Origin of the sequence: Vibrio gigantis (assembly GCF_024347515.1) — a bacterium.
GTDB classification, from domain to species: Bacteria; Pseudomonadota; Gammaproteobacteria; order Enterobacterales; family Vibrionaceae; genus Vibrio; species Vibrio gigantis.
In genome coordinates this window covers 2,285,868-2,305,996 of the sequence record NZ_AP025492.1, presented here as the reverse complement: position 1 = coordinate 2,305,996, position 20,129 = coordinate 2,285,868, and the positions used below count along the sequence as shown (strand labels likewise).

The window sequence follows — 20,129 nt, the reverse complement described above, 5'->3', positions numbered from 1 at the left end:
AACTAAAAAGGCCTCACTATGAGGCCTTTTTAGTACGTAAAAGCTAATTTTTATTGAGCTTCAGCCAGTGCAATACCACGCTGAGTCAGACCGCAAAGCATCACAGGAACCGCATTGAAGATTTCTTCAAATTGTTCTAGGCCTTCGATGCCTTGCTCTGCAAGCGTAGCAATTGAAGTTTCTGGATCGTAAAGCATGCTCAGTGAAAGCAGTACACCGCCAACGAGCGCATTATCTTCGCTCTCTTCAGGCATTAGTGTTTCCCAATCGTCGCGAGCAATCTGCCAACCTTGAAGTAAGCCTTCACAGAAATCACGAGCGGCCGTGTTAACCACTTCTTCGTCATCTAATTGACAAGCTTCAGGCCAAACCCAAGTACCTTCAATCAGTTCTGGGCGGGTTTTATTCCAAAGCTCGATGATAACTTCAATGTAGCTTTCTAGTTGTTCACCATCCGTAAAAGGCGCGACTTCTTCGCCACCCCATAAGAACGGTAGCCACTCATGCGGGGTTAACACATTAGGTGCCGCTGCCATTGCAGTGACAAAGCCCATTGTTTTGTGCTCTGTGATTAGCTTTCCTTCCAACTCTGGAAGCGCAAGAATATCTTGTAAAGTCAAAGTGAGGTACCGTAAAAGGGAACATATTTGCGCTTATAGTACCAATGAACTTGTGCCAATCAAGCTTCAATCTAAAAAGGCTTGATGTCATGGATGATAAACACTAGGTTTAACAGAAAAGAAAACAATAAAAGAATTATGCAGATACGGTCGTCTTTAAAGAAAAAAAGCATGGTAGCGCTTGGATTATACTTAGCGATGTTTATTGCCATTGTCGGTAGTGTGACGTATTACGTCGTAGAATCTCCTGTGCGCGCCAAATTACAACAAAACCTCGACTTGCGTACACAACTGTTGTCCGCATTGATTACTGAGCCGCTCAGTAGTTCTCAAGGCTTTGTAGACAGTCTCGTTGGGTTTGCTCAAGCGCATCGCAACGGTGATGACGTTATTCCGCTCTTTAAGTCAATGTTGGCGGCGAGCGACGATACGATCGTCAGTGCCGGTATTTGGCCTGAACCTTATGCTCTCGATTCTAAAAAGCTTCTTAACAGCTATTTTTTCAATAAAGCCGACGATGAAAAGATTGATCAGATATTTTCTTATAACAACCCTAAAAATGCCCCGTATCAGGAAGAGTATTGGTACACCTCTGTTGTCAACAAAAAACAAGGAACGATCTCTTGGAGCGATGTATATATCGATCCATACACACACGTCCGAATGATTACTGCGTCTTCCCCTTATTATTACGACGGTACTTTCGCCGGTGTTGCGACGGTGGATCTCTCGCTCGAAGAGTTGCTTGGCTTTATCAAGAACCACGCCGAAGAATATAACCTTGGCATTACTCTTAGAGATAAGCTCAACCAAGTGTTGGTTTCTCATAACTTCAATCTCGTCGAAGGGATCTACATCAGCAGCAACCAATTTGGTGATTTCGGCTGGCAAGTGGATGTGGTTAACTCAAAATCACGGGTAGCAGATGAAGTCTTTCGTCAGGTGATGAGCATTGAAGGCGGTATCGTTCCGCTATTGCTGCTTTGTGTAATGGCAGGGTATTACTTATTGAACCGTTATTTGATTAGCCCAATCACAAGGATTGCCGCACAGGTTGATAGTTCGAAAGCCGGAGAAATCATTGATGTAGATTACTCGAGTGATGATGAGATCGGCCATTTGATTAAAACCTTCAACGAAAAGACCATTTATCTCGAAGCTGAAAAGGTCAAAGCTCAGGCATCCACCAATGCAAAAACTGCTTTCTTGGCGACCCTATCACATGAAATTCGTACCCCTATGAATGGTGTATTGGGTACCGCTCAGATCCTATTAAAAACGCCTCTAAATTCTGAACAAGAGAAGCACCTAAAGAGCTTGTATGAGTCCGGCGATCACATGATGACCCTGCTCAACGAGATCTTAGACTTTTCGAAAATCGAGCAGGGCAGGTTGGATCTTGATGAAACTCGCTTCCCGCTTGATTCGATCATCGGCAGTATTAACAGTGTCTACTACACATTGTCTTCCGAGAAAGGTCTTCAATTCAAAGTGTACTCTGAGGTGCCTTCTGATCGTTGGTACTTCTCAGATAAAGCACGTCTAAGACAAATCTTGTTTAATCTATTGAATAACGCCGTCAAATTTACCTCCAGAGGCTTTGTTGAGGTGTATCTGAAAGAAGTCATAGATGGGAGTAACACTTACCTTAGTATTCGAGTTCGTGATACTGGAATTGGCATCTCTAAAGAAGCTCAAAAGCGTATTTTCAAACCATTTGAACAAGCAGAGTCTTCGACGACAAGGCGTTTTGGCGGTACTGGTCTTGGCTTAGCGATTGTGAAGAAAATTGCCCAGTTGATGGATGGCAGTATCACTGTCACCAGTGAAGAAGGGATAGGTACGAGCTTTGACGTTCGCTTGAAGATTCAGCCATGTCAGCCTGGCGAGATAGAGAGTTTGCCGCATAAGAAGTTGGACTACTCAGGCTTAAAAGTATTGATTGTCGAGGATAACCGAACTAATACAGTGATCATTGAGACCTTCATGAGCAATAAAGGTTTCACATGTAAGAGCGTAGAAAATGGTGAGCTTGCAATACAAGCAGTGGTTGCAGAGCGTTTTGATTTAGTACTCATGGATAATCATATGCCAGTGATGGATGGCGTTGAATCAACCACTGCAATTCGTGCTTTGATAGGCGATGTTTCATCGGTCTTGATATTTGGTTGTACGGCTGATGTTTTTAAAGAGACTCGTGAGCGCATGCTCGGAGCGGGGGTGGATTATATTATCGCTAAGCCGATTGATGAGCGTGAATTGGACGATGCGTTGTTCCGTTATTCAAATAAGCTTTATCAATACCATGAAGTAAAAGCGGATGATCTCGAAACCCAAGAAGTAAAACCACACGATTCGAAAAGTAAAAGTGAGTCACTGCCTAAACCTGATCTACGAAACAAAGATAACACCGAAGATTTGTTAGTGGCGCTGTACGTGGCGCTAGAAGACAAAAATCTAGAACGGATTCAATTTACACTAGAGAGCTTACGTGTCCACGTTGAGCCTATGAATAACGATGAACTTAATTATCAAGTAGATAAAGCGCTAGAGCAGGTTGCTTTAGGAGCACCACCTGCACAGGATGTCATTAATATCATTACTGTAAATATACCGATGGCCTAAATGTTGTTTAATTACGGTAAGTAAATGACAAGTTGTTCGATTTTTGACCTTGGTTTGATTTTTTGGTTGAAGCGACTGCTTTCTAAGAGTTTTTTGGTTGTTAATTTACAACTTGATTTTTAATTTGGAATCTATGACTGCCTTTCTTGTGATTTAATAGCGACATTATCTGGTAGGGTGTAAAAACACCTTGTTTATATGTTACTAAATCACTAAATAGGTAGTGATATATTTTAGGTTTGGCATCAATGAAGTCTCGTGGTCCATTTTGTATTCGTAACGCAGCAGCGGATACATTTGCTATGGTAGTTTTCTGTTTTATCTCAGGCATGATCGTAGAAGTGTTCATCTCCGGTATGACGTTTGAGCAATCTCTTGCTTCACGAACGTTATCTATTCCGGTAAACATCGCTATCGCATGGCCTTATGGTGTCTTTCGTGATTGGTTCTTGCGAAATGGTGCAAAGCTATCAGAAAGCTCATTGATGAAGAATATATCCGACCTTTTAGCTTATGTGCTGTTCCAATCACCAGTATACGCTGGCATTCTATTGGCCGTTGGTGCTTCTAGTGATCAGATCGTTACAGCCGTGACCAGTAACGCTGTTATTTCATGCGGTATGGGCGTTCTGTACGGTTACTTCTTAGATATGTGCCGTAAATGGTTTCGAGTTCCGGGCTACTATCAACAAGCTTAAGAAAAGCAACAAGCGTAAGCACAGCGATAGAATAAAAATTGGCTTGTTTTTGATCTAATGAGTTAATTTGTAATCGAACAAACTTAAAAAGGCACTTTTTTTGATAATGCCCCTTGACCAAAGCAAGCAGAATCAATAAAGTAGCGCCTCGTTGAGTGACGAGCTCAACACAATTTGTGGAAGGATGGCTGAGTGGCTTAAGGCGCTCGCCTGGAAAGCGAGTATACGTTTATAGCGTATCTGGGGTTCAAATCCCCATCCTTCCACCACTATTCTAAACCCCAGCAGAAATGCTGGGGTTTTCTCGTTCTTGGGCTCCTAAATTTTTATACCATTCTTCCTTTCGAAACATTACTTTCTCAAATCCTTTTTGTGTTCGTCACCCCCACTGTTTATGTTGAAGCATTTTGATCCAGATTAGCGATTGATGTCACCGATAAACGCTTGATTTATTGTCATGAATCTACAAGATTTAGAGTAAGCAACATTATGAATAATCTTACTCTTAGGAATCTATAGCATCATGACAGAAACCCTCGTTTCTCCAATGCTCTCCTTTACTATTGCGATTGCATTATTGTTTATTGGTAAAGGGTTAATCGAGCGCTCTGAAGTATTAAGGAAGTATTCACTACCAGAGCCAGTTATTGGCGGCTTTGTTTGTGCAGCGACTGTAGCGGCACTTTATTATCTCTTTGAAATCCAAATTACCTTTAGTCTCGATGTTAGAGACTTTTTGCTTCTCTACTTTTTTGCTGGCATCGGGCTCCAAGCAGACATTAAGACGCTGGTAAAAGGTGGGCGGCCTTTGTTCATCCTGCTCTGTCTGGCTTCGGCTTTTATTGTCCTTCAAAACTTAGTTGGCATGGCTGTCGCGTCGGGTTTTGGTATGGATGCGAAAGCGGGTTTGTTGTCAGGTTCTATCAGCCTAATTGGCGGCGTAGGTACGACCCTCGCATGGGCGCCAATGTTTGTGGAAGAGTTTGGTATTTCTAACGCGCTCGAGCTTGGTGTCGCTTCCAACACGGTTGGTTTGATTGCAGCCTGTGTGATTGGTGGCCCGATTGCCAACTACCTACTCAATAAGCATAAGGTGAGTCCATCCAAAGAAGAAGATGTGACGGTCGGAGCATACCAAGAGAGTGAAACTCGCACTGAATTGAGCCATTACGGCGTGTTATGGGCATGGTTGATTCTAAACCTAACATTGATGCTTGGTTACAGCCTGAGCGAAGTTATCGACTCAATGGGCTTAAAACTGCCGTTATTCGTTAGCTGCTTAATTGCTGGCATCCTAATCGGCAATATTGGTCGTGCACTGTTCAAAAAGCGTCGTACAAAAGAGAAAATTGCTCAAGGCCGCAAAGGCTTGGCGATGATATCTGATATCTGCCTGGGTATGTTCTTAACGATGGCGTTGATGGGGCTACGTATCTGGGATCTCGATGGATTGTTTGGCTATATCTCTGTTGTAATGAGTATTCAGATCCTACTTTCGCTTCTGTTTACGATATTCGTTGTTTATTACTTGATGGGAAGAAACTACGACTCAGTGGTGATATGTTCAGGCTTTGGTGGCATCACTCTAGGCTCAACAGCAACAGCAATTGTGAACATGACAGCCGTGACTCACCGCTACGGTGCAAGCCCGCAAGCATTTATCGTAGTGCCATTAGTGTGTGGTTTCTTCGTCGATTTGATTAATGCGCTTGTGATTAGCTTTTTTGTTGGTATGTAAGCGAAGCTTGAACTTTGAAAGAGAATATGAAAAGTAGCTTGTTTAATGGCCAAGTTACTTTTTCACACCACTGTTTCGGTACGTAACGTTAGACACAATCTGTTGGGTATATGATAGCGTAATGAACGTTCACATGTTTAGGCGTGAAGAGGTTAACTTAATACCGATAACTTCATACTTAATAACTGTGATCCCCACCTTCATCTCGCTGTTTGCTTTAGACTGCCTTGTTTTCAGATTTTCAAAGCGAACTTATCAAAGTTCCAATGCTCACTGACTTCCCCCCTATTGTACGAACGACTCCACGGCACTCATTGCAACCTTCGAGTTCATTTCTGTGTATGCGTAATAAATGTACAAGCTCAACCAGATCCTCTTTTGCTCAAATAGTCACACCCCTAACATTGGCAGAGTAAGTGCTTCTTCAAGCTTTGAGTTAACGAATCTACAATTCCGATGCTCATTTGAATCCTCGGAAAGAATCAAATCATATTGCAGGTAACGCTCAATACGATTTCGAAGACAAGGTTATGTTCTGATGTTTTTATTGTCCGTTGGTTTTTATGTGGCATTTATCATGAGGAGGATTAGGCAATCAGTATTAAATCATCATTATGGTTTTTATTCCTGAACTGTTTTTAGACTTTGATCATACTTTTATTTTAGGTTTTTGGTGATTAAATCTTATTGAAATTAATTGAATGTTTATTGTGTGTTTTTATTTTGTTTATTTTCTTTTTATCTTAGATAAATCGATTTTTGATAATTCCTTTATCTTACGTTAATTATTTTTTGATTATTTTTAATCTCATTGTTTACGGCGCCTTATATTGTTTTTTTTATCAATATTGTTTTTTAAACTTAAATGGTGATGAGGTGCGGGAATAATGATTTGGTGGGTTTTTTGAACATATCTGGAGTGTGCATATTTGATTGAAACTAAGTGTGGATATAATATGGTTTACGGGTTTATTAGAGATTATTCATTGGGTTACAAAAGTAAGGTGCACATTTCATGTTGGTGTCTTAGTTATTTTATTTGATTGCTTGCTTGGACTGTTAGTAGACCAAGAGCTGTTGACTTATTCGACCTAGGGTTGATGTCAAAGTTTATATTTATGTTGAAGTTTGAATCTGTAACTCAATTAGAAAGTATTGGTGTAAGGTCACATGAAAAAAAACAAATTAGTACATAATGTTTTGGTCGCTGGATGTGTCCTTTTCTTGTCAGTCCCAGTTTTTTCTCAGTCCTATTGGGAAGTTGAAGGGGTTGGTGAAAATAAGTCAGAAGCAACAAAAAATGCGAAAGAAGAATTATCTAAAAGAATCTACAGCAAAATTGAATTGTCAGAAGAATATAGTGACTATTGTAGGGGATCTAGTAAAGATATAGGGGGAGTTACGGAGAGCGAAGAGGAGTGTATTAAGGAAGGTACTATCGAATCAAGAATCTCCACTCTACCTATCAGTATTAGAAATATGGACGAAGTGACATCAAGATGTGATGAACTTGGATGTACTTACCTATTTAGAGTTAATGTCGGTGCGTGGGCTGACTATTTGTCGATTGATATTGATAAACAGCACCAACTCGCCCAACAATATTTAAGTTCCCAAGGGAGCAACTGGAAGGATGTTGTGTTTACACACAAAGCTCACACCTTATTGAAGAGTAATCAACAATCGCTTTTGGTGTTGTCATCGTTTGACCATGATGTTGCAAAAACACTCAATGAACGACAACTGGTTCTCGAAAGAAATGTAATTAAGCGTATTCAGAATTTCAGTGTTTCTGTCCGTTCTGCTTCTGATATGTATTCCTCCCAAACAAAATCAATACTAGCTAAAAATGTAGCAACGACTTCGGAAGGCGACATCATTGTTTATATCAAAGGTAATGTAAGGCACGGTAAAAAAAATAACACTTACAAAGCTAAGCAAGACCTAATACTACAAGTCTTTGAAGCTAAAAGTCCCAATGTGGTGGTTAGTCAGAGCATTTTATCGGAGATAGGAGAGTCTCCGATTAGTAAAGAGCTAGCACTTGATGACGCTCATAGAAAAATAACAGCAACACTTAATGAAAACTCAATTTATACACTCTTGAATTAAAGGCTTTGAAAATGCTTAAGAAAACAATCCTTGCAGGTTTAGTCGTATCAGTTATGGCTGGTTGTTCATCAATTTCAGGTATGGAATCAGCTACGGTAGACCGTGAAGCTACAAGTAAGGCACTTACTCAGAACTGTAAAGAACTAGGAACAGATTTCACCCCTGTATCATTCGCTGTTGATAAAGCATCAAAAGTAATGGTGTCACTGCAAGAGCGCCAATGTTCAGTGTTTAATGACTACCGTACACTTGCATCTAAACATGGTGATGTTGCCGGTTTCCTAGCAGTAAACGCAGACAAGTCTGATGAAGAACTTCGTGCTGCGATGAAGGAGTTCGATGAAGGCAAACCTGATAATAAAAAGATTACACCTCAAGTAGAAGCTTACAAAAAAGCCTCTGACGAAATCTTCCAGAAAAACCTAAAATTGGCAGCAGACATTGCAGTTCAAGCCGGAGAATTAACTTACATTGCATCTCAACATGCATCTGCACTTGCACAAGATTCTGCTGGTGGCGCAATGGATAGTTTTCTAGCGGTTGTCTCAAGCGATGAGGAAGGTGAAGCAGGTGAAGAGGAAACTGTACCAGTTGTTGAAGCTTACCACGAGATGGAAGCTCGCTCGATACTTGCGTTGGATGCCAACTCACTTATTTCAATAGATAAAAATACTATCGAACAACTTGAGAACCTAGATAAAGTTGTTGCTGATAAAGTGAAATCATAATGAAACTTTCTCGAATTGCCGGTTTAGTAACCGCTGCTATTGCGCTGATGGGTTGCCAGAGTAACCAAGGTAGCCAAACGTATTCGGTAGAAAGTAATGCAGGAAATTCATCGCTGGTTATCGGCAAATCAGCATACGAATTTAGCAGCGACGATATAGAAGTACCAGCGTACTTCAGTACTCAGGGCCTTCAATATTGCACTTACGATGCAAATGAAGAAGACACTCGCTGTCCACTCGCGAAAAAAACAATTCTTTTGTATTTTGGTGATGTCAAAACGGATGTGAATGAAAATCTTCAGGGAAAATCTGCTGATGTTTTCAACTCTATGCATTCAAGCATAAGTAAATTCCAAACTAAAGCGCTAGAAAACACTTTAGAAAACCAGTTTGCGGGCGTTAACCGTTTCCGGATTTTGACTCGAGATACCGATGCTGTTAACAAAGCTATGGAAGACATTATGGTATATAGCGGTGCTGCAAATGTCGCGAAAAAAGCAGGCAGTCGCGGTAAGTTATCTCCCGATTACATGATGAAAGTCGATGTGCTCAAAACCGCTGATATGTTGTTTGGTTCAACTCAGTCTCTATTTCAAACGTCGATGGAAATGACGACGGGTGTGATTGACCCATATACGCGTGAAAAAGTGAGCTACCCAAACATCGGTAAGATCCGTGTTTCTAACTTTGATGTCCGCGATAAAGACAGTTACACAACCGTGATTGCGAATGGCGATTATTATCGTGGTTTTAACTATACCAGTGGCAAAGATGTTGATGCAGTTCTTAATGAAATGTCATCACGCGGTTTCGATATTATGTTAACGCGTTTGCTCAAAGAAATGCCAGCTACCGCGCAGGTTAATGGAATTAAAGGCGACCGAATTTCGTTAGACCGTGGCCAAAATGCAGGCGTATTGCCGAATGAGACCATGGTTGTATTCGAATACAGCGCAGGTTTTGTTGAGCCTATTGGTGTTGCTATTGTTAACCCAAGCCAACAAAGCGCTCAAGGAAAAATTGTTCGATGGAAAGACAGCAGCATAGCTGACGAAGTGAAAGAAATTGCTGAAGACGGGATTTATCGCCCTGATCGACAGCGTCGTATTTTCGCTGTAAGTGTTGGTGTGCCTATGGAGTTTATGAAGGAGCGCAGTACATGGGCGGCAAAAGGCTAAGCAAAAGATTTGCCATTAGTACCTTATTTGTATGTATGTCCATTCCTGCATTGGAATTAGATAAGAGTCAGCCAACGTTGGCTCTTATTGAACAAGGCTGTGCATATGGTCGAGGGGCGATGGCTGTTGAGTCAGCCAAAGCCGATGGTTTAAATAATCTTCGTTTGTTTTTGCAAGGTAAGGCCTCAGTTTCTTTTACGACTGAAGATAATGCGTTAGTTGAGGAGCAATTTGATCAACAAGTCCGGGAATTATTGATAACAAATATTAATGCTAACGATATCAATGCCGATTTTAGCTCGCCTGAAATTCAAGGGGATGATACTTGTGTAACAGTGCGCTTAGCACCGAAGCTTAGTACTGGCTTTAACAGCGCTGACGACGGTATCGAATGGGATGACACGCCAGTTATGTCTGTCGTGGTTGTCGGTGAAGGCCGTGAAAGTAAAAAATTGGCATTGAGTGCAAGGCAAGTGGCGGAAAAAGATGCCTTTAACCGCGCTATTAGCCAAGTATTAGGCGCTATGGTCAATTCTGGTTATATGCAAAAGTCTTACGGTACCCTGTCGGGAACAGAAAGTAGCAATGATTTCGACTTACAAGAAATCGCAATGCAATCACTTTCGATGGAACCTCAAGGCATGGTTTCCAGTTGGAATGAAATCTCTTATCAGGAAAAGCCTAACGGCTATGTAACAGTCACGCTTGATGTGTTTGTTGAACGACAGAAGGTGGAAGCGAAAATAGCAAGTTTGATAAAAAGCCTTGGCCAACCTTCAATCTATGTTGATGCAGAGCTCCCAGTCGTAAAAGATACATTTTCCAATGCACTCGCAGAGATGGGCTTTGATCTTGCTTCTAACCCGGAGCAGTCTAGTGTCATTCTTAATGTTCAAGAAACCCCAAAAGTGACCTCTTCTGGTCTTCAGCTTGAACTATCGGCGACCGTGGTCGATCGTGCTGGCAATCGTTATGGTAGTTGGCACAACGACCCGACTTTTATGACGCTACCGAACAAAGCAGGTATGCTCAATGAACTTGCAGCTGTTCACCTAGCTATTGAAGGTAACCAAATTGCCTTAAAGAGTGAACTTCAAGCGTCGGTGCAAATAATGGTAAGCCGCGGTGGGCCTATCCGAGAACTTATTTTTTCACAGCAAGCGGCAGGCAAACAGGGGCAACTTTATCGTTTGATTGGTGATATGAGCGGGGTTTCTGATATTAAACCAAGCCAACAGGGCGGCAATATCGTTATTCAGCTAAGGTCACTTAGCGGTGCAAGTGAACTAGTCCAAGATATTGAACCCATGTTGCGTACCCATCAACCAAACTACCGTTCGAAAGTTGATGTACTGAATGAATACCAAATCAGAGTGCTTTAAGCGTCACTCCTATAGGACTTGTTATATTTTAAAAATATGGTTTTTTAAAATAATAGGTGAGGTTGATGCATTAAATATCAAATGATTATTTGCAGATTTACTAATTGGAAATAATACACAAAAAACGTTATGGATAGCTTTTAAGATATGAAAAAACTAATTATTGCAACGTCACTAATTACCGCTCTCGTTGGCTGCCAAAGCAACAACGATACACTAGAGCAAGCTCAAAATTTTGCGTCATGTACGTTCCCAGATGCACCGACTGTCGAAGCCCCTGGTTGGATCTGTGATGTGGTCCCTACTGATGTAGCTATTGGTGCAACAGGTTACGCGAAGAAAAGTGCAGCAGGTATGAGCGTCATGCGTAAAATCGCGATGAGCGATGCTCGTGTAAACCTTGCTTCGGCTTTTGAATCAGATGTGAGTAATCTATTTCAATCTGCTACTGATGGTGCTACGTCAACATCCGCTGGGGAAGGCGTAACGCTGGTAACGGAAAATGTTCAAGAGGCATTTGAAGATATTACTAAATCGGTAGTGAGTAAAAGACTTACAAATAGCCGAGTTTTAGTAAGCCAAACAAGTCCAGCTGGTGGGCTGTATGTATTAGTTGGTATGGACCAAGCAGCTTATGATGCAAATATGAATAAAATTATCGACGAAGTTGGTGGCGAAGACTCAACTCTTTGGAATCAATTTAACGACGAAAAAGCTGCCGCAGATCTTGCTGCCGTATTCGATTCTTTGAAAAAATAATCGTTGCTTGACGATTAGTTAAATTGAAAAAGGCCACTATAGAGTGGCCTTTGTTTCTATACTCTCTCGGAGTTAGTTATGTATAAAACGATCACCAAGACAGGGCTGGCTATTGCAATTTCAGCAGCTGTTAGCTTTCCAACACACGCAGTGTCAGATAGTCAAAAACAACAACTTAATAATGCGGTTGTAAAAGCAAGTCAGTCCCAAGAAGAAAAACTTAAAGAATTTCATGCTTATGTAAATGCTTACTTGGACGAGTATGAACAATGGCGTGACGAATATACCAATAAACTTGATGAGCGCCGTACAGATCTTATTAAAAATTGGGGGGAAGGAGAGGTATCTTCTCAAACAAAACAGGTCGATTATTCACAAAACGATCAAGTTAAGACAGCAGTGGATTATGAAAGTAATACCGCTACGGTTTCTGTTTTAGTTGATGAAGACAGCAGCCCTGAAGAAATAGAAGCGCTTGTAAGAAAAATCCCTGTTGAAGTTGAGGGGAAAACGGTTGATCTAGCCAAGCTGAAAGCGGTCGACCATGCGGTTTTGTATTCTTTAGATAAAGAACAAGAAGAGAAGAACTTCGTTATTGAACAAACGCAAAGCCAAATGAATGAACTTGATGTTCAAGCTGAACGACTGATTCAATCAGATACTGGTATCCCAGATTCCTTCATTTACCAACGCGCTCATGATAAGAAAATGGCACTGCTTACTAAAGCACAAGAGCGTATTGCTGCTCAAACTAAGCTTTACAGCGAAATGCGAACTAAACATGGCTTATCAGGAGAGCAATCAGAGGTTATTGATGAAAAAGTGCAAGAAGTTGCTAGCACAGAGTCAATACCAGTAAAAGCTTCTCCGACAGTAGTTGAGAAAGTGGCACCTAAAACTCAAGCGGTGAAGAAAAAACCTACTACGGAAGTAGTTTCTTCTTCGACGAAGCCTAAAAAAGTGGTCAGTTATAAAGTTAAGCTGCCAGAGAATAGTTTGAAATCTCGTGCGAGCAAATATACACCTCTCGCAGAGAAAGAAAGCAAGAACTGGGAAATAGATGCGGCATTGATTATGGCGATCATGCACTCTGAGTCTGCTTTTCGCCCTGACGCTAAATCTCACGTACCAGCATTTGGTCTTATGCAAGTGGTTCCAACCAGTGCGGGGCATGATGTTAACAAACAAGTTCGAAATATAGATGCGCCAATGAAAGCTTCAGATCTATATCAACCCGTCATTAACGTTGAAACTGGTACTGCTTACTTAGATATCTTGAATAGCAAATATTTACGTAAGATCGAGAATGATCAAAGTCGTTTGTATTGCATGATTGCGGCTTACAACACTGGTGCAGGAAACGTTGCTCGTGCGTTTAATAAAGACCGCTCAACTAGCATTGGTAAAGCATCTAAAGTGATCAATCAGATGACCCCGGAACAAGTGTATAACCAATTGGTTGCGAAGTTGCCATACGATGAAACAAAGAACTACTTGAAGAAAGTAAACAGCCGTATCGCACTATATAAATAATACTTGTAGTAAGCACATGGGAAGGCGTGTGCTTTAATTTCTTATAGAATTTTTGAGAGTAACAATGTTTAAGATTTTTGCTTTATTTTTCATCGCCATTGGTATTTACCTAGGCCTTAATTACGACGATGAAATTAAAAATATAATGGATACAGATGCTTTTGAGCGAGTACAAGAACGAGCTGAAGACGGCAAAGAGGCATTGATGGATACAATAGACGATATTAAAGGTTGATGATGTCTGCAGAACAACAAAATGACGTTCCAAAAGAAATTCAAGATGAACTGAAAGAGCTCCAAGATAATCAAGAATCGTTGTTAGAAGCACAAAGTAAAGGAAACTTAGCGCGCACTATTGGTTTGTTGTCAGTCGTCTCAATTGCTTTGGGTGGTTTTAACGATAGTTTTGATGCAATCGAAAAGATGGTGGATTTTGGTCTTTCACAAATGACTGATATTCCATCACACAAAAAGCTTGAAAAAGTGTATATCCGCTCATCAGCTGAAATATTAGATCAGACATTTGGTGCCCCCGTTTATATTAAGCGTTCAAGTGGCGATGACGTTATCAAATACTACAAAGACGATAACTTTATACTCTCATCGATTACCAGAGATAATGCCATTGTTGCTTATCTTGTATTTCCAGATGAAGGCTTTGCCCCTGAAACATTAGAACATGCAGGTGGTTCGGAGTTTTTCAATCAACCTTTTAACGCCATTGAAAGTGTCAATGAAATTCGAGCGTCGTTCTCTAGAACTGGCAATTATTACATTGAAGAAAATAATGGCGGTGAGTTTGGCTACTTATATTCTTCAATCAGCGGAGCTAGTGAGTTCATTGCACCTATGACAAAAAACAACCGGAAATTGCTTTCCGACGTAGTTGACTCGCTGACTATGGATGAGCACGTCGTAAAGAGCGTACAGTCTTTACGTTTGAATGCGAAACCTAATTTCTATGGTTACAGTACATTAGGTGTGGGGGCTTTAGAAGAAGCTATTTTGTCTAACACCGAATATCGTTTAATTCATAAGAGTTAACCATTAACAAATCAGTTCTAGCTTTCTATCAAGCTAGAACTTTATTAGCAGTGGGATTATGGCAAATTTAAAGTTCGAAAGCTTTCTAGAACGGCTTAAGGGTGATGACAGAATCATTATTCAAGCTCATGACTTCCCTGATCATGATGCGATTTCTTCCGCATACGCCTTGGCATACTTATTAAAAAGTAAAGGGCTGCGCCCATATATTACGTTTCATGGTTATATAGATCGAGTGTCACTCAGGAACTTAATAGATTGGCTAGATATTCCAATCTATCAGCCAAAAGATTTGAAACTACAACCGGATGACAAGATTATTGTTGTTGATGGCTGTATTGGTGAGAAAAATGTCATCGACTTTCCGGGGCTTGAGGTAGGAGTGATCGACCACCACCAAGTGAAAGCACCTGATTTTGTATGGTATTCCGATATACGTTCAAACTATGGTTCAACAGCAACCATAATGGTTGAGTATTATCGTTATTTTTCTCTGCAGATGCCCCAAAATATTGCGACAGCACTATTGGTTGGTTTGAGTTTTGATACCGCAAACTTTACCCGAGGGGTAGGGACGGCAGATCTAAAAGCATTGTTGTATCTTCAAGCGAAGGCCAATAATGATATGGTTAACAAAATTTGTCGTAATCAAGTAGAGTTCCATGAATTAAAACTATTCTATTCTATGCTCGATAGCTTACGTCGTGAAAAAAATGCAGCATTTGCTGTGCTTCCTGAAGGTTGCCCTAAAAATATGCTTGGCGTGTTAGGTGATTTCTTGCTGAGCGTTGATGAGCTCGATATTGTTGTTCTCACTGCTAGAAATAGAGAGAAGACCTTTATCTCTCTCCGTTCTGAGTGTTCAAAAAACAATGTCGCGAAGATAGTTAGAAGCGCTCTTAATGAAAAAGGGGTTGGTTTTGGCGGCGGGCATCCTCATATGGCTGGCGGCATCATCAACAAACATTTTGAATTCAGTCGTGAACTTGCTTGTGTTTATGATTTAATTCGACCAAGCCTAGTACTTGACGCTTAAATTTACTTGTTTAGATTGCTCGGCATTTTGAAATAGTTAGCACTTTGTATCTAAGCATGAGTATCGTCCTCTACTAAGTGTATGTTTAGCTCCGAAGGTAACTGGCTGTTATTAGTGTATATACGATCAAAATCACTCAGTGACGCTACCTTCAGAGCCGCAAAGCGTCCCCATTTACTGGAGTCTGCGACTAGCCAACTTTCACGGCTGTTCTTTATGATTGACTTGGATAGGTCAGCTTCAACTTGTTCATGCTCCATAGCGAAATGACTGTCTGTTACTGAACCACAACCACAAATGCCGATGTCTGCTTCAAAGTCGGAGAAGAAGTGGACCACGCTACTGCCAACCATATCTTGATGCTCTCGTCTAAACAAACCACCCGCCAAATACACTTCAATCTGCTCATTTGCCTCAAGGATACGAGCCACTTGAAGGTTATTGGTGATCACTCTTAGCGCTGGCTTTGCCAATAAGTACTGTGCGATTCGAGTGACGGTGGTACCAATGCCCATCATGACCGTTGAGCCTTCAGGTATCGCATCGGCAACTGCTATAGCAATACTGTCTTTTGTTTCTGACTCAACGCCAGCGCGGAATCGATAACTCGTATTCGTGAGCGTAGTAGGTAGGCTGACGCCTCCGTGTACTCTTCGCGCTAGACCTTGCTCACACAGGTGGTTTACGTCACGACGAATGGTTTGAGTGGTAACAGAAAACAACTCGGCTAAGTGGTCGATCTGAATATCTTGGTTAGCTTTAAGCGTTGCGAGTATTTCTTTCTGGCGATGGTTCAGTTCCATAGATGCTCACTAAAATTGGTTTGGTACATCGGTGATGATGTTATCGACACCCAGATTGAAATATTTAGCCGCCAATTGTGGATCGTTCAGGGTCCATATTTTCAGAACTGCGCCTGAAGCTTTGATCGTTTTTGCTGTTTTCTCATCAAGGATGCGGTGATCAATATGAATGCTGTACAGATCGAGTGATTGAAGGGACTCCAGGCTGAAATCGTTCCACACTTCGCAGATAAAACCACGTTTAACCTCAGGCATCATTTGCTGGCAAAGACTTAGCGCTTCTTTTTTGAAGCTTGAGATGAGCAGTTTTTCAATAGGGAACTGCTTTTGCTCAACCAGTGCGATCACTGTTTCAACTAGAGGCTGAATAGCTTTATCGTCATAAATTTTGATTTCAAGGTTCAGAGTTACATCAAGTTCTAGGCATTTATCAAACGCTTCGCTCAAAGTAGGAATCGTGGTCCCCGCGAACTCGCTACCAAACCAACTACCAGCATCTAACGTCTTGAGTGTGGTTAAGTCTAAATCGGCGATATTGCCCGTTCCGTTAGTACAACGATTGACTGTCTTGTCATGAAAAACCATAGGGATGCCATCAGCGCTCAACTGGGTATCAATTTCAATCCATTTAGCACCAGCTTTCGCTGCGTGTTCAATACTCACTAACGTATTTTCAGGTGCTAAAGAAGCGGCACCGCGGTGGCCTGTGATCATAATTCAATCTCGATGTTCATTTGAAAATTCAGGAAACAGTAGCTCCACTTTATTACAGATTTATTAACTCTCCACCATATTGCGCTGTTTTAAATGAGAACTAGTTAAAAAGAGTTGGATAGAGTTTGTACAATAGTGAGACCTTATACTCACTATGTTCAAATCGCTAAGATAAATGTTCATATGAATGTAATAATTCACTCACATACTCTACGAAAACTTAATAACACCCTCTATATTTAGAAAACGATAGCCACATAAAGGTGATTAAAAATGAAAAAGCTATTAGGTACAGTAATTATGGCGGCAACGCTGCTTGTTGGTTGTGGTGAAGCTGACAAGGCTGGTTCTGAAGCTAAAGACGAGCCGATCAATATCAACATGAGTCTTGTGTTCACTCAAAATGAGTTGCTTACACAAGAGCTAATCAAAGCGACCGACAAAATTCGAGAAAGAACCGATGGCTCGGTAAACATTAAAGTTTTCCCTGGTGGTCAATTACCTGTTTACAAAGATAACTTGGAACAAGTGGTTAACGGTGCCAACTGGATTGCCGTAGAGGATTTGACTTATCTAGGTGATTACGTGCCTGACTTCGCTGCACTGGCAGGTCCAATGCTGTACAACACTTACGATGAATATTTAGCGATGATGGACACTGATTTCGTTGCTGGCCTTAAGGCTAAAGCGGAAGAAAAAGGCATCAAAGTATTGAATGCAGACTACATGTTTGGCTTCCGCCACATGATCACCAATAAAGAGATCGTTAACTCTGATGACATGAAAGGCATGCGTATTCGTGTTCCACAAAGTCAGCTGTTCATCAGCACACTTTCAGCAATGGGCGCAGCTCCAGCTTCTCTTCCATTCCCTGAGACCTATGCAGGTGTTCAACAAGGCGTTGTTGACGGTCTTGAAGGTTCTATCCTGACCATGTACTCAACCAAGATCTACGAAGTGGCTAAGAACATGTCTTTGACTAAGCACTTCCTTGGCACAGTGGGTATCTACATTTCACCAACGCTTTGGGACAAATTTACGCCAGAGCAACAACAGATCATCAACGAAGAGCTAGAGGCTGGTGCTGAATCTAACACTGCTGAGCTAGTTAAACTGGATGTTGAATACACTCAGAAACTTGAAGAGCTAGGCGTTACCTTCAATGAAGTGAATTCTGAAGAGTTCAACCAGTTGACGGCAGATGTGTACAACCAGTTCCCAAGCTGGAGTGAAGGCATACACGCGACGATCATGAAAGAGCTAGAAACGATCCGAGCTGCACAGTAGTCCTGCATACTCAAATTAATTAGTTAATGATTACGGCCTAAATATTCTTAGGCCGTTTTATTCCTGAAATACCCACGTTGTATTAGGTATTTCGTTGGAGAAGTCTTTTGTTTTTATTGAAAAATATTGAAGAAATCCTCGCTTCTATCGCTATTTCGATCACCGTTTTGGTTGTTATCGTTAACGTCGTCTTGCGTTATGGATTTGGCTTTGTTGTCCCGTGGAGTGAAGAGCTGTCGGTTATTTGCTTCATTTGGGCTGTCTACTTAGGGATTAGCTCCTGTTACAAACACAAGCTTCACATGGGTGTGGATGTGGTGGTTGCCATGCTGCCAGAAAAAGCAAAAATCCCATTTAGATTGTGTGTTTCCGTTTTCCTACTGGCTCTGAACATTTTAATGGCGGTTCTGAGTTATCAATATCTCATGCTATCTAACAAGGTAACGCCGGTCATGGGCGTATCATATTTTGTTATCAATGGCGTGTTGTTGCTTTGTTTCTCATTGATGGCGATCCACACCGTTCGATTTATCGCGAACGATGTCGCTTCTCTAAAGCGCTCTTCTAAGTAGGTACGATTCATGGAAAGCTATCTTCCAATCTTTATTCTGTTTGTTCTGTTTCTTTTGAACATCCCCATCGCGTTTTCTCTGATTGCATCGGCGATGGTTTACTTTCTTTTTATCAATGACTCTATTCCGGTGAGCTTGGTAATGCAGCGCTTTATTAGTTCTGCTGAGTCTTTTCCGTTGTTGGCCATCCCGTTCTTTATCATGGTGGGTTCGGTGATGAACTATGCAGGGATCAGTAAGAGCTTACTCGCCTTTGCCGATTCTATGATTGGCCATAAAACCGGTGGTCTTGCTCAAGTGAATGTGGCATTGAGTACTCTTATGGGGGGTATCTCTGGATCTGCAAACGCGGATGCGGCGATGCAGTCGAAGATTCTTGCTCCCGAGATGACTAAGCGTGGTTACGACTTGCCATTCACGGCTGCGGTAACAGCTGCGTCATCAAGTATCAGCCCTGTGATCCCACCGGGTATTAACCTAATCATCTTTGCTTTATTAGCGAACGTGTCGGTTCATCAAATGTTTATTGCGGGTTACGTTCCGGCATTTTTGATGGCGCTGTCGCTGATGGTGACGATCGCGTTCATCGCTCGTAAACGCCGTTACAAACCGTCGCGCTCTGAGCCTGCTTCTGCCCAAGAGCGTTTTCACTACTTCTTGAAAGCGATTCCGGCACTGTTGATCCCATTCGGCATTATTTTAGGTATGCGTTTTGGCTTGTTCACGCCTACTGAAGCGGGCGCTATCGCAGTATTACTTTGCGCGATTATTGGCGTCTTCGTTTATCGTCAACTGGGCTTTCGCCATATCCCGCTCATCATGCGTGAAACAGTGCAGGGCACCAGTAGTGTCATGTTTATCATTATCGGTGCCATGGTCTTTGGTTACTACATGACGCTAGAGCAGATCCCACACAATGTTGCTTCGGCTTTGATTGAGCTGACAGACAATAAGCTCGTCTTGCTGTTGTTGATTAACGTGCTGCTGTTAGTGGTTGGTATGTTTATCGAAGGTGGTGCCGCGATGATCATACTCACGCCATTACTATTGCCAGCTGTGCTTAACCTAGGCGTTAACCCGGTTCACTTCGGCATTATCGTGATTGTGAATATCATGATTGGTGGTGTGACTCCGCCATTTGGCTCGATGATGTTTACGGTTTGCTCAATTTTAAAAGTTCGTATGGTCGACTTCGTAAGAGAAGTGGCTCCGTTGTTGCTAGCACTACTCACGGTTCTGATGTTGCTGACTTTCTCTGAAAGCTTAGTGATGTTTTTACCGAATTTGCTTTAACACTGTT

General features: G+C 41.6%; 18 protein-coding genes and 1 tRNA gene. 16 read left to right on the top strand and 3 right to left on the bottom strand.

Annotated elements, in window-relative coordinates; all coding sequences use genetic code 11:
• Positions 1-50 precede the first annotated feature (50 nt).
• Positions 51-620, bottom strand: a complete 570-nt coding sequence (locus OCV56_RS10120) for a UPF0149 family protein (RefSeq protein WP_017062064.1) — start codon at positions 618-620, stop codon at positions 51-53.
• A 138-nt stretch (positions 621-758) separates the two neighbouring features.
• Between OCV56_RS10120 and OCV56_RS10115 the strand changes: the two genes are divergently transcribed.
• The 13 genes from OCV56_RS10115 to OCV56_RS10055 all read left to right on the top strand — a co-directional run bounded on the left by OCV56_RS10115 (position 759) and on the right by OCV56_RS10055 (position 15,453).
• Positions 759-3,245 (top strand): ATP-binding protein, encoded by a 2,487-nt coding sequence (locus OCV56_RS10115; RefSeq protein WP_455432266.1) that lies wholly within the window; start codon positions 759-761, stop codon positions 3,243-3,245.
• A gap of 248 nt (positions 3,246-3,493) precedes the next feature.
• Positions 3,494-3,943, top strand: a complete 450-nt coding sequence (locus tag OCV56_RS10110; protein WP_086713676.1) for an L-alanine exporter AlaE — start codon at positions 3,494-3,496, stop codon at positions 3,941-3,943.
• Positions 3,944-4,121: 178 nt separating this feature from the next.
• Positions 4,122-4,212, top strand: a tRNA-Ser gene (locus OCV56_RS10105).
• Between the two features lie 254 nt (positions 4,213-4,466).
• Positions 4,467-5,681, top strand: a complete 1,215-nt coding sequence (gene gltS / locus OCV56_RS10100) for a sodium/glutamate symporter (RefSeq protein ID WP_086713675.1) — start codon at positions 4,467-4,469, stop codon at positions 5,679-5,681.
• A gap of 1,170 nt (positions 5,682-6,851) precedes the next feature.
• The gene (locus OCV56_RS10095) at positions 6,852-7,793 is read left to right on the top strand and encodes a hypothetical protein (RefSeq protein ID WP_086713674.1); all 942 of its coding nucleotides are present in this window, start codon (positions 6,852-6,854) and stop codon (positions 7,791-7,793) included.
• 11 nt (positions 7,794-7,804) lie between these two features.
• Complete coding sequence (locus OCV56_RS10090; protein ID WP_086713673.1) at positions 7,805-8,521, top strand: hypothetical protein; 717 nt, start codon at positions 7,805-7,807, stop codon at positions 8,519-8,521.
• Positions 8,521-9,699 (top strand): hypothetical protein, encoded by a 1,179-nt coding sequence (locus tag OCV56_RS10085; RefSeq protein ID WP_086713672.1) that lies wholly within the window; start codon positions 8,521-8,523, stop codon positions 9,697-9,699. The genes OCV56_RS10090 and OCV56_RS10085 overlap by 1 nt, the downstream gene beginning before the upstream one ends.
• Positions 9,681-11,081 carry a hypothetical protein gene (locus OCV56_RS10080; RefSeq protein ID WP_086713671.1) on the top strand — a complete coding sequence of 467 codons (1,401 nt, stop codon included), beginning with the start codon at positions 9,681-9,683 and terminating at the stop codon, positions 11,079-11,081. Before OCV56_RS10085 ends, OCV56_RS10080 begins: the two co-directional genes overlap by 19 nt.
• Positions 11,082-11,228: 147 nt before the next feature.
• Positions 11,229-11,840 (top strand): LPP20 family lipoprotein, encoded by a 612-nt coding sequence (locus OCV56_RS10075; protein WP_086713670.1) that lies wholly within the window; start codon positions 11,229-11,231, stop codon positions 11,838-11,840.
• Positions 11,841-11,918: 78 nt separating this feature from the next.
• Positions 11,919-13,373 carry a transglycosylase SLT domain-containing protein gene (locus tag OCV56_RS10070; RefSeq protein WP_086713669.1) on the top strand — a complete coding sequence of 485 codons (1,455 nt, stop codon included), beginning with the start codon at positions 11,919-11,921 and terminating at the stop codon, positions 13,371-13,373.
• A gap of 64 nt (positions 13,374-13,437) precedes the next feature.
• The gene (locus tag OCV56_RS10065; protein WP_086713668.1) at positions 13,438-13,608 is read left to right on the top strand and encodes a hypothetical protein; all 171 of its coding nucleotides are present in this window, start codon (positions 13,438-13,440) and stop codon (positions 13,606-13,608) included.
• Positions 13,609-13,610: 2 nt separating this feature from the next.
• Positions 13,611-14,417, top strand: coding sequence for an ETEC_3214 domain-containing protein (locus tag OCV56_RS10060; RefSeq protein ID WP_373959268.1), 807 nt, complete (start codon positions 13,611-13,613; stop codon positions 14,415-14,417).
• 58 nt (positions 14,418-14,475) lie between these two features.
• The gene (locus tag OCV56_RS10055; RefSeq protein WP_050651506.1) at positions 14,476-15,453 is read left to right on the top strand and encodes a DHH family phosphoesterase; all 978 of its coding nucleotides are present in this window, start codon (positions 14,476-14,478) and stop codon (positions 15,451-15,453) included.
• A gap of 50 nt (positions 15,454-15,503) precedes the next feature.
• Here OCV56_RS10055 and OCV56_RS10050 read toward each other — a convergent pair whose 3' ends face one another.
• Both OCV56_RS10050 and OCV56_RS10045 read right to left on the bottom strand, forming a co-directional pair.
• On the bottom strand, positions 15,504-16,256 hold the full coding sequence (locus tag OCV56_RS10050; RefSeq protein WP_086713666.1) for a DeoR/GlpR family DNA-binding transcription regulator: 753 nt from the start codon (positions 16,254-16,256) through the stop codon (positions 15,504-15,506).
• A gap of 9 nt (positions 16,257-16,265) precedes the next feature.
• Positions 16,266-16,970, bottom strand: coding sequence for a glycerophosphodiester phosphodiesterase family protein (locus OCV56_RS10045; protein ID WP_086713665.1), 705 nt, complete (start codon positions 16,968-16,970; stop codon positions 16,266-16,268).
• Between the two features lie 273 nt (positions 16,971-17,243).
• Between OCV56_RS10045 and OCV56_RS10040 the strand changes: the two genes are divergently transcribed.
• The 3 genes from OCV56_RS10040 to OCV56_RS10030 all read left to right on the top strand — a co-directional run bounded on the left by OCV56_RS10040 (position 17,244) and on the right by OCV56_RS10030 (position 20,122).
• A complete protein-coding gene (locus OCV56_RS10040) occupies positions 17,244-18,257 on the top strand; it encodes a C4-dicarboxylate TRAP transporter substrate-binding protein (RefSeq protein WP_086713664.1) in 1,014 nt (337 codons plus the stop codon).
• A 107-nt stretch (positions 18,258-18,364) separates the two neighbouring features.
• The gene (locus OCV56_RS10035) at positions 18,365-18,829 is read left to right on the top strand and encodes a TRAP transporter small permease (protein ID WP_050651502.1); all 465 of its coding nucleotides are present in this window, start codon (positions 18,365-18,367) and stop codon (positions 18,827-18,829) included.
• Positions 18,830-18,838: 9 nt separating this feature from the next.
• Positions 18,839-20,122 (top strand): TRAP transporter large permease, encoded by a 1,284-nt coding sequence (locus OCV56_RS10030; RefSeq protein WP_086713663.1) that lies wholly within the window; start codon positions 18,839-18,841, stop codon positions 20,120-20,122.
• Positions 20,123-20,129 lie beyond the last annotated feature (7 nt).

Coding starts and splice junctions, on each gene's coding strand:
- OCV56_RS10115 (WP_455432266.1), top strand. CDS start 759: ATGCAGATACGGTCGTCTTTAAAGAAAAAAAGCATGGTAGCGCTTGGA.
- OCV56_RS10110 (WP_086713676.1), top strand. CDS start 3,494: ATGAAGTCTCGTGGTCCATTTTGTATTCGTAACGCAGCAGCGGATACA.
- gltS (WP_086713675.1), top strand. CDS start 4,467: ATGACAGAAACCCTCGTTTCTCCAATGCTCTCCTTTACTATTGCGATT.
- OCV56_RS10095 (WP_086713674.1), top strand. CDS start 6,852: ATGAAAAAAAACAAATTAGTACATAATGTTTTGGTCGCTGGATGTGTC.
- OCV56_RS10090 (WP_086713673.1), top strand. CDS start 7,805: ATGCTTAAGAAAACAATCCTTGCAGGTTTAGTCGTATCAGTTATGGCT.
- OCV56_RS10085 (WP_086713672.1), top strand. CDS start 8,521: ATGAAACTTTCTCGAATTGCCGGTTTAGTAACCGCTGCTATTGCGCTG.
- OCV56_RS10080 (WP_086713671.1), top strand. CDS start 9,681: ATGGGCGGCAAAAGGCTAAGCAAAAGATTTGCCATTAGTACCTTATTT.
- OCV56_RS10075 (WP_086713670.1), top strand. CDS start 11,229: ATGAAAAAACTAATTATTGCAACGTCACTAATTACCGCTCTCGTTGGC.
- OCV56_RS10070 (WP_086713669.1), top strand. CDS start 11,919: ATGTATAAAACGATCACCAAGACAGGGCTGGCTATTGCAATTTCAGCA.
- OCV56_RS10065 (WP_086713668.1), top strand. CDS start 13,438: ATGTTTAAGATTTTTGCTTTATTTTTCATCGCCATTGGTATTTACCTA.
- OCV56_RS10060 (WP_373959268.1), top strand. CDS start 13,611: ATGTCTGCAGAACAACAAAATGACGTTCCAAAAGAAATTCAAGATGAA.
- OCV56_RS10055 (WP_050651506.1), top strand. CDS start 14,476: ATGGCAAATTTAAAGTTCGAAAGCTTTCTAGAACGGCTTAAGGGTGAT.
- OCV56_RS10050 (WP_086713666.1), bottom strand. CDS start 16,256: ATGGAACTGAACCATCGCCAGAAAGAAATACTCGCAACGCTTAAAGCT.
- OCV56_RS10045 (WP_086713665.1), bottom strand. CDS start 16,970: ATGATCACAGGCCACCGCGGTGCCGCTTCTTTAGCACCTGAAAATACG.
- OCV56_RS10040 (WP_086713664.1), top strand. CDS start 17,244: ATGAAAAAGCTATTAGGTACAGTAATTATGGCGGCAACGCTGCTTGTT.
- OCV56_RS10030 (WP_086713663.1), top strand. CDS start 18,839: ATGGAAAGCTATCTTCCAATCTTTATTCTGTTTGTTCTGTTTCTTTTG.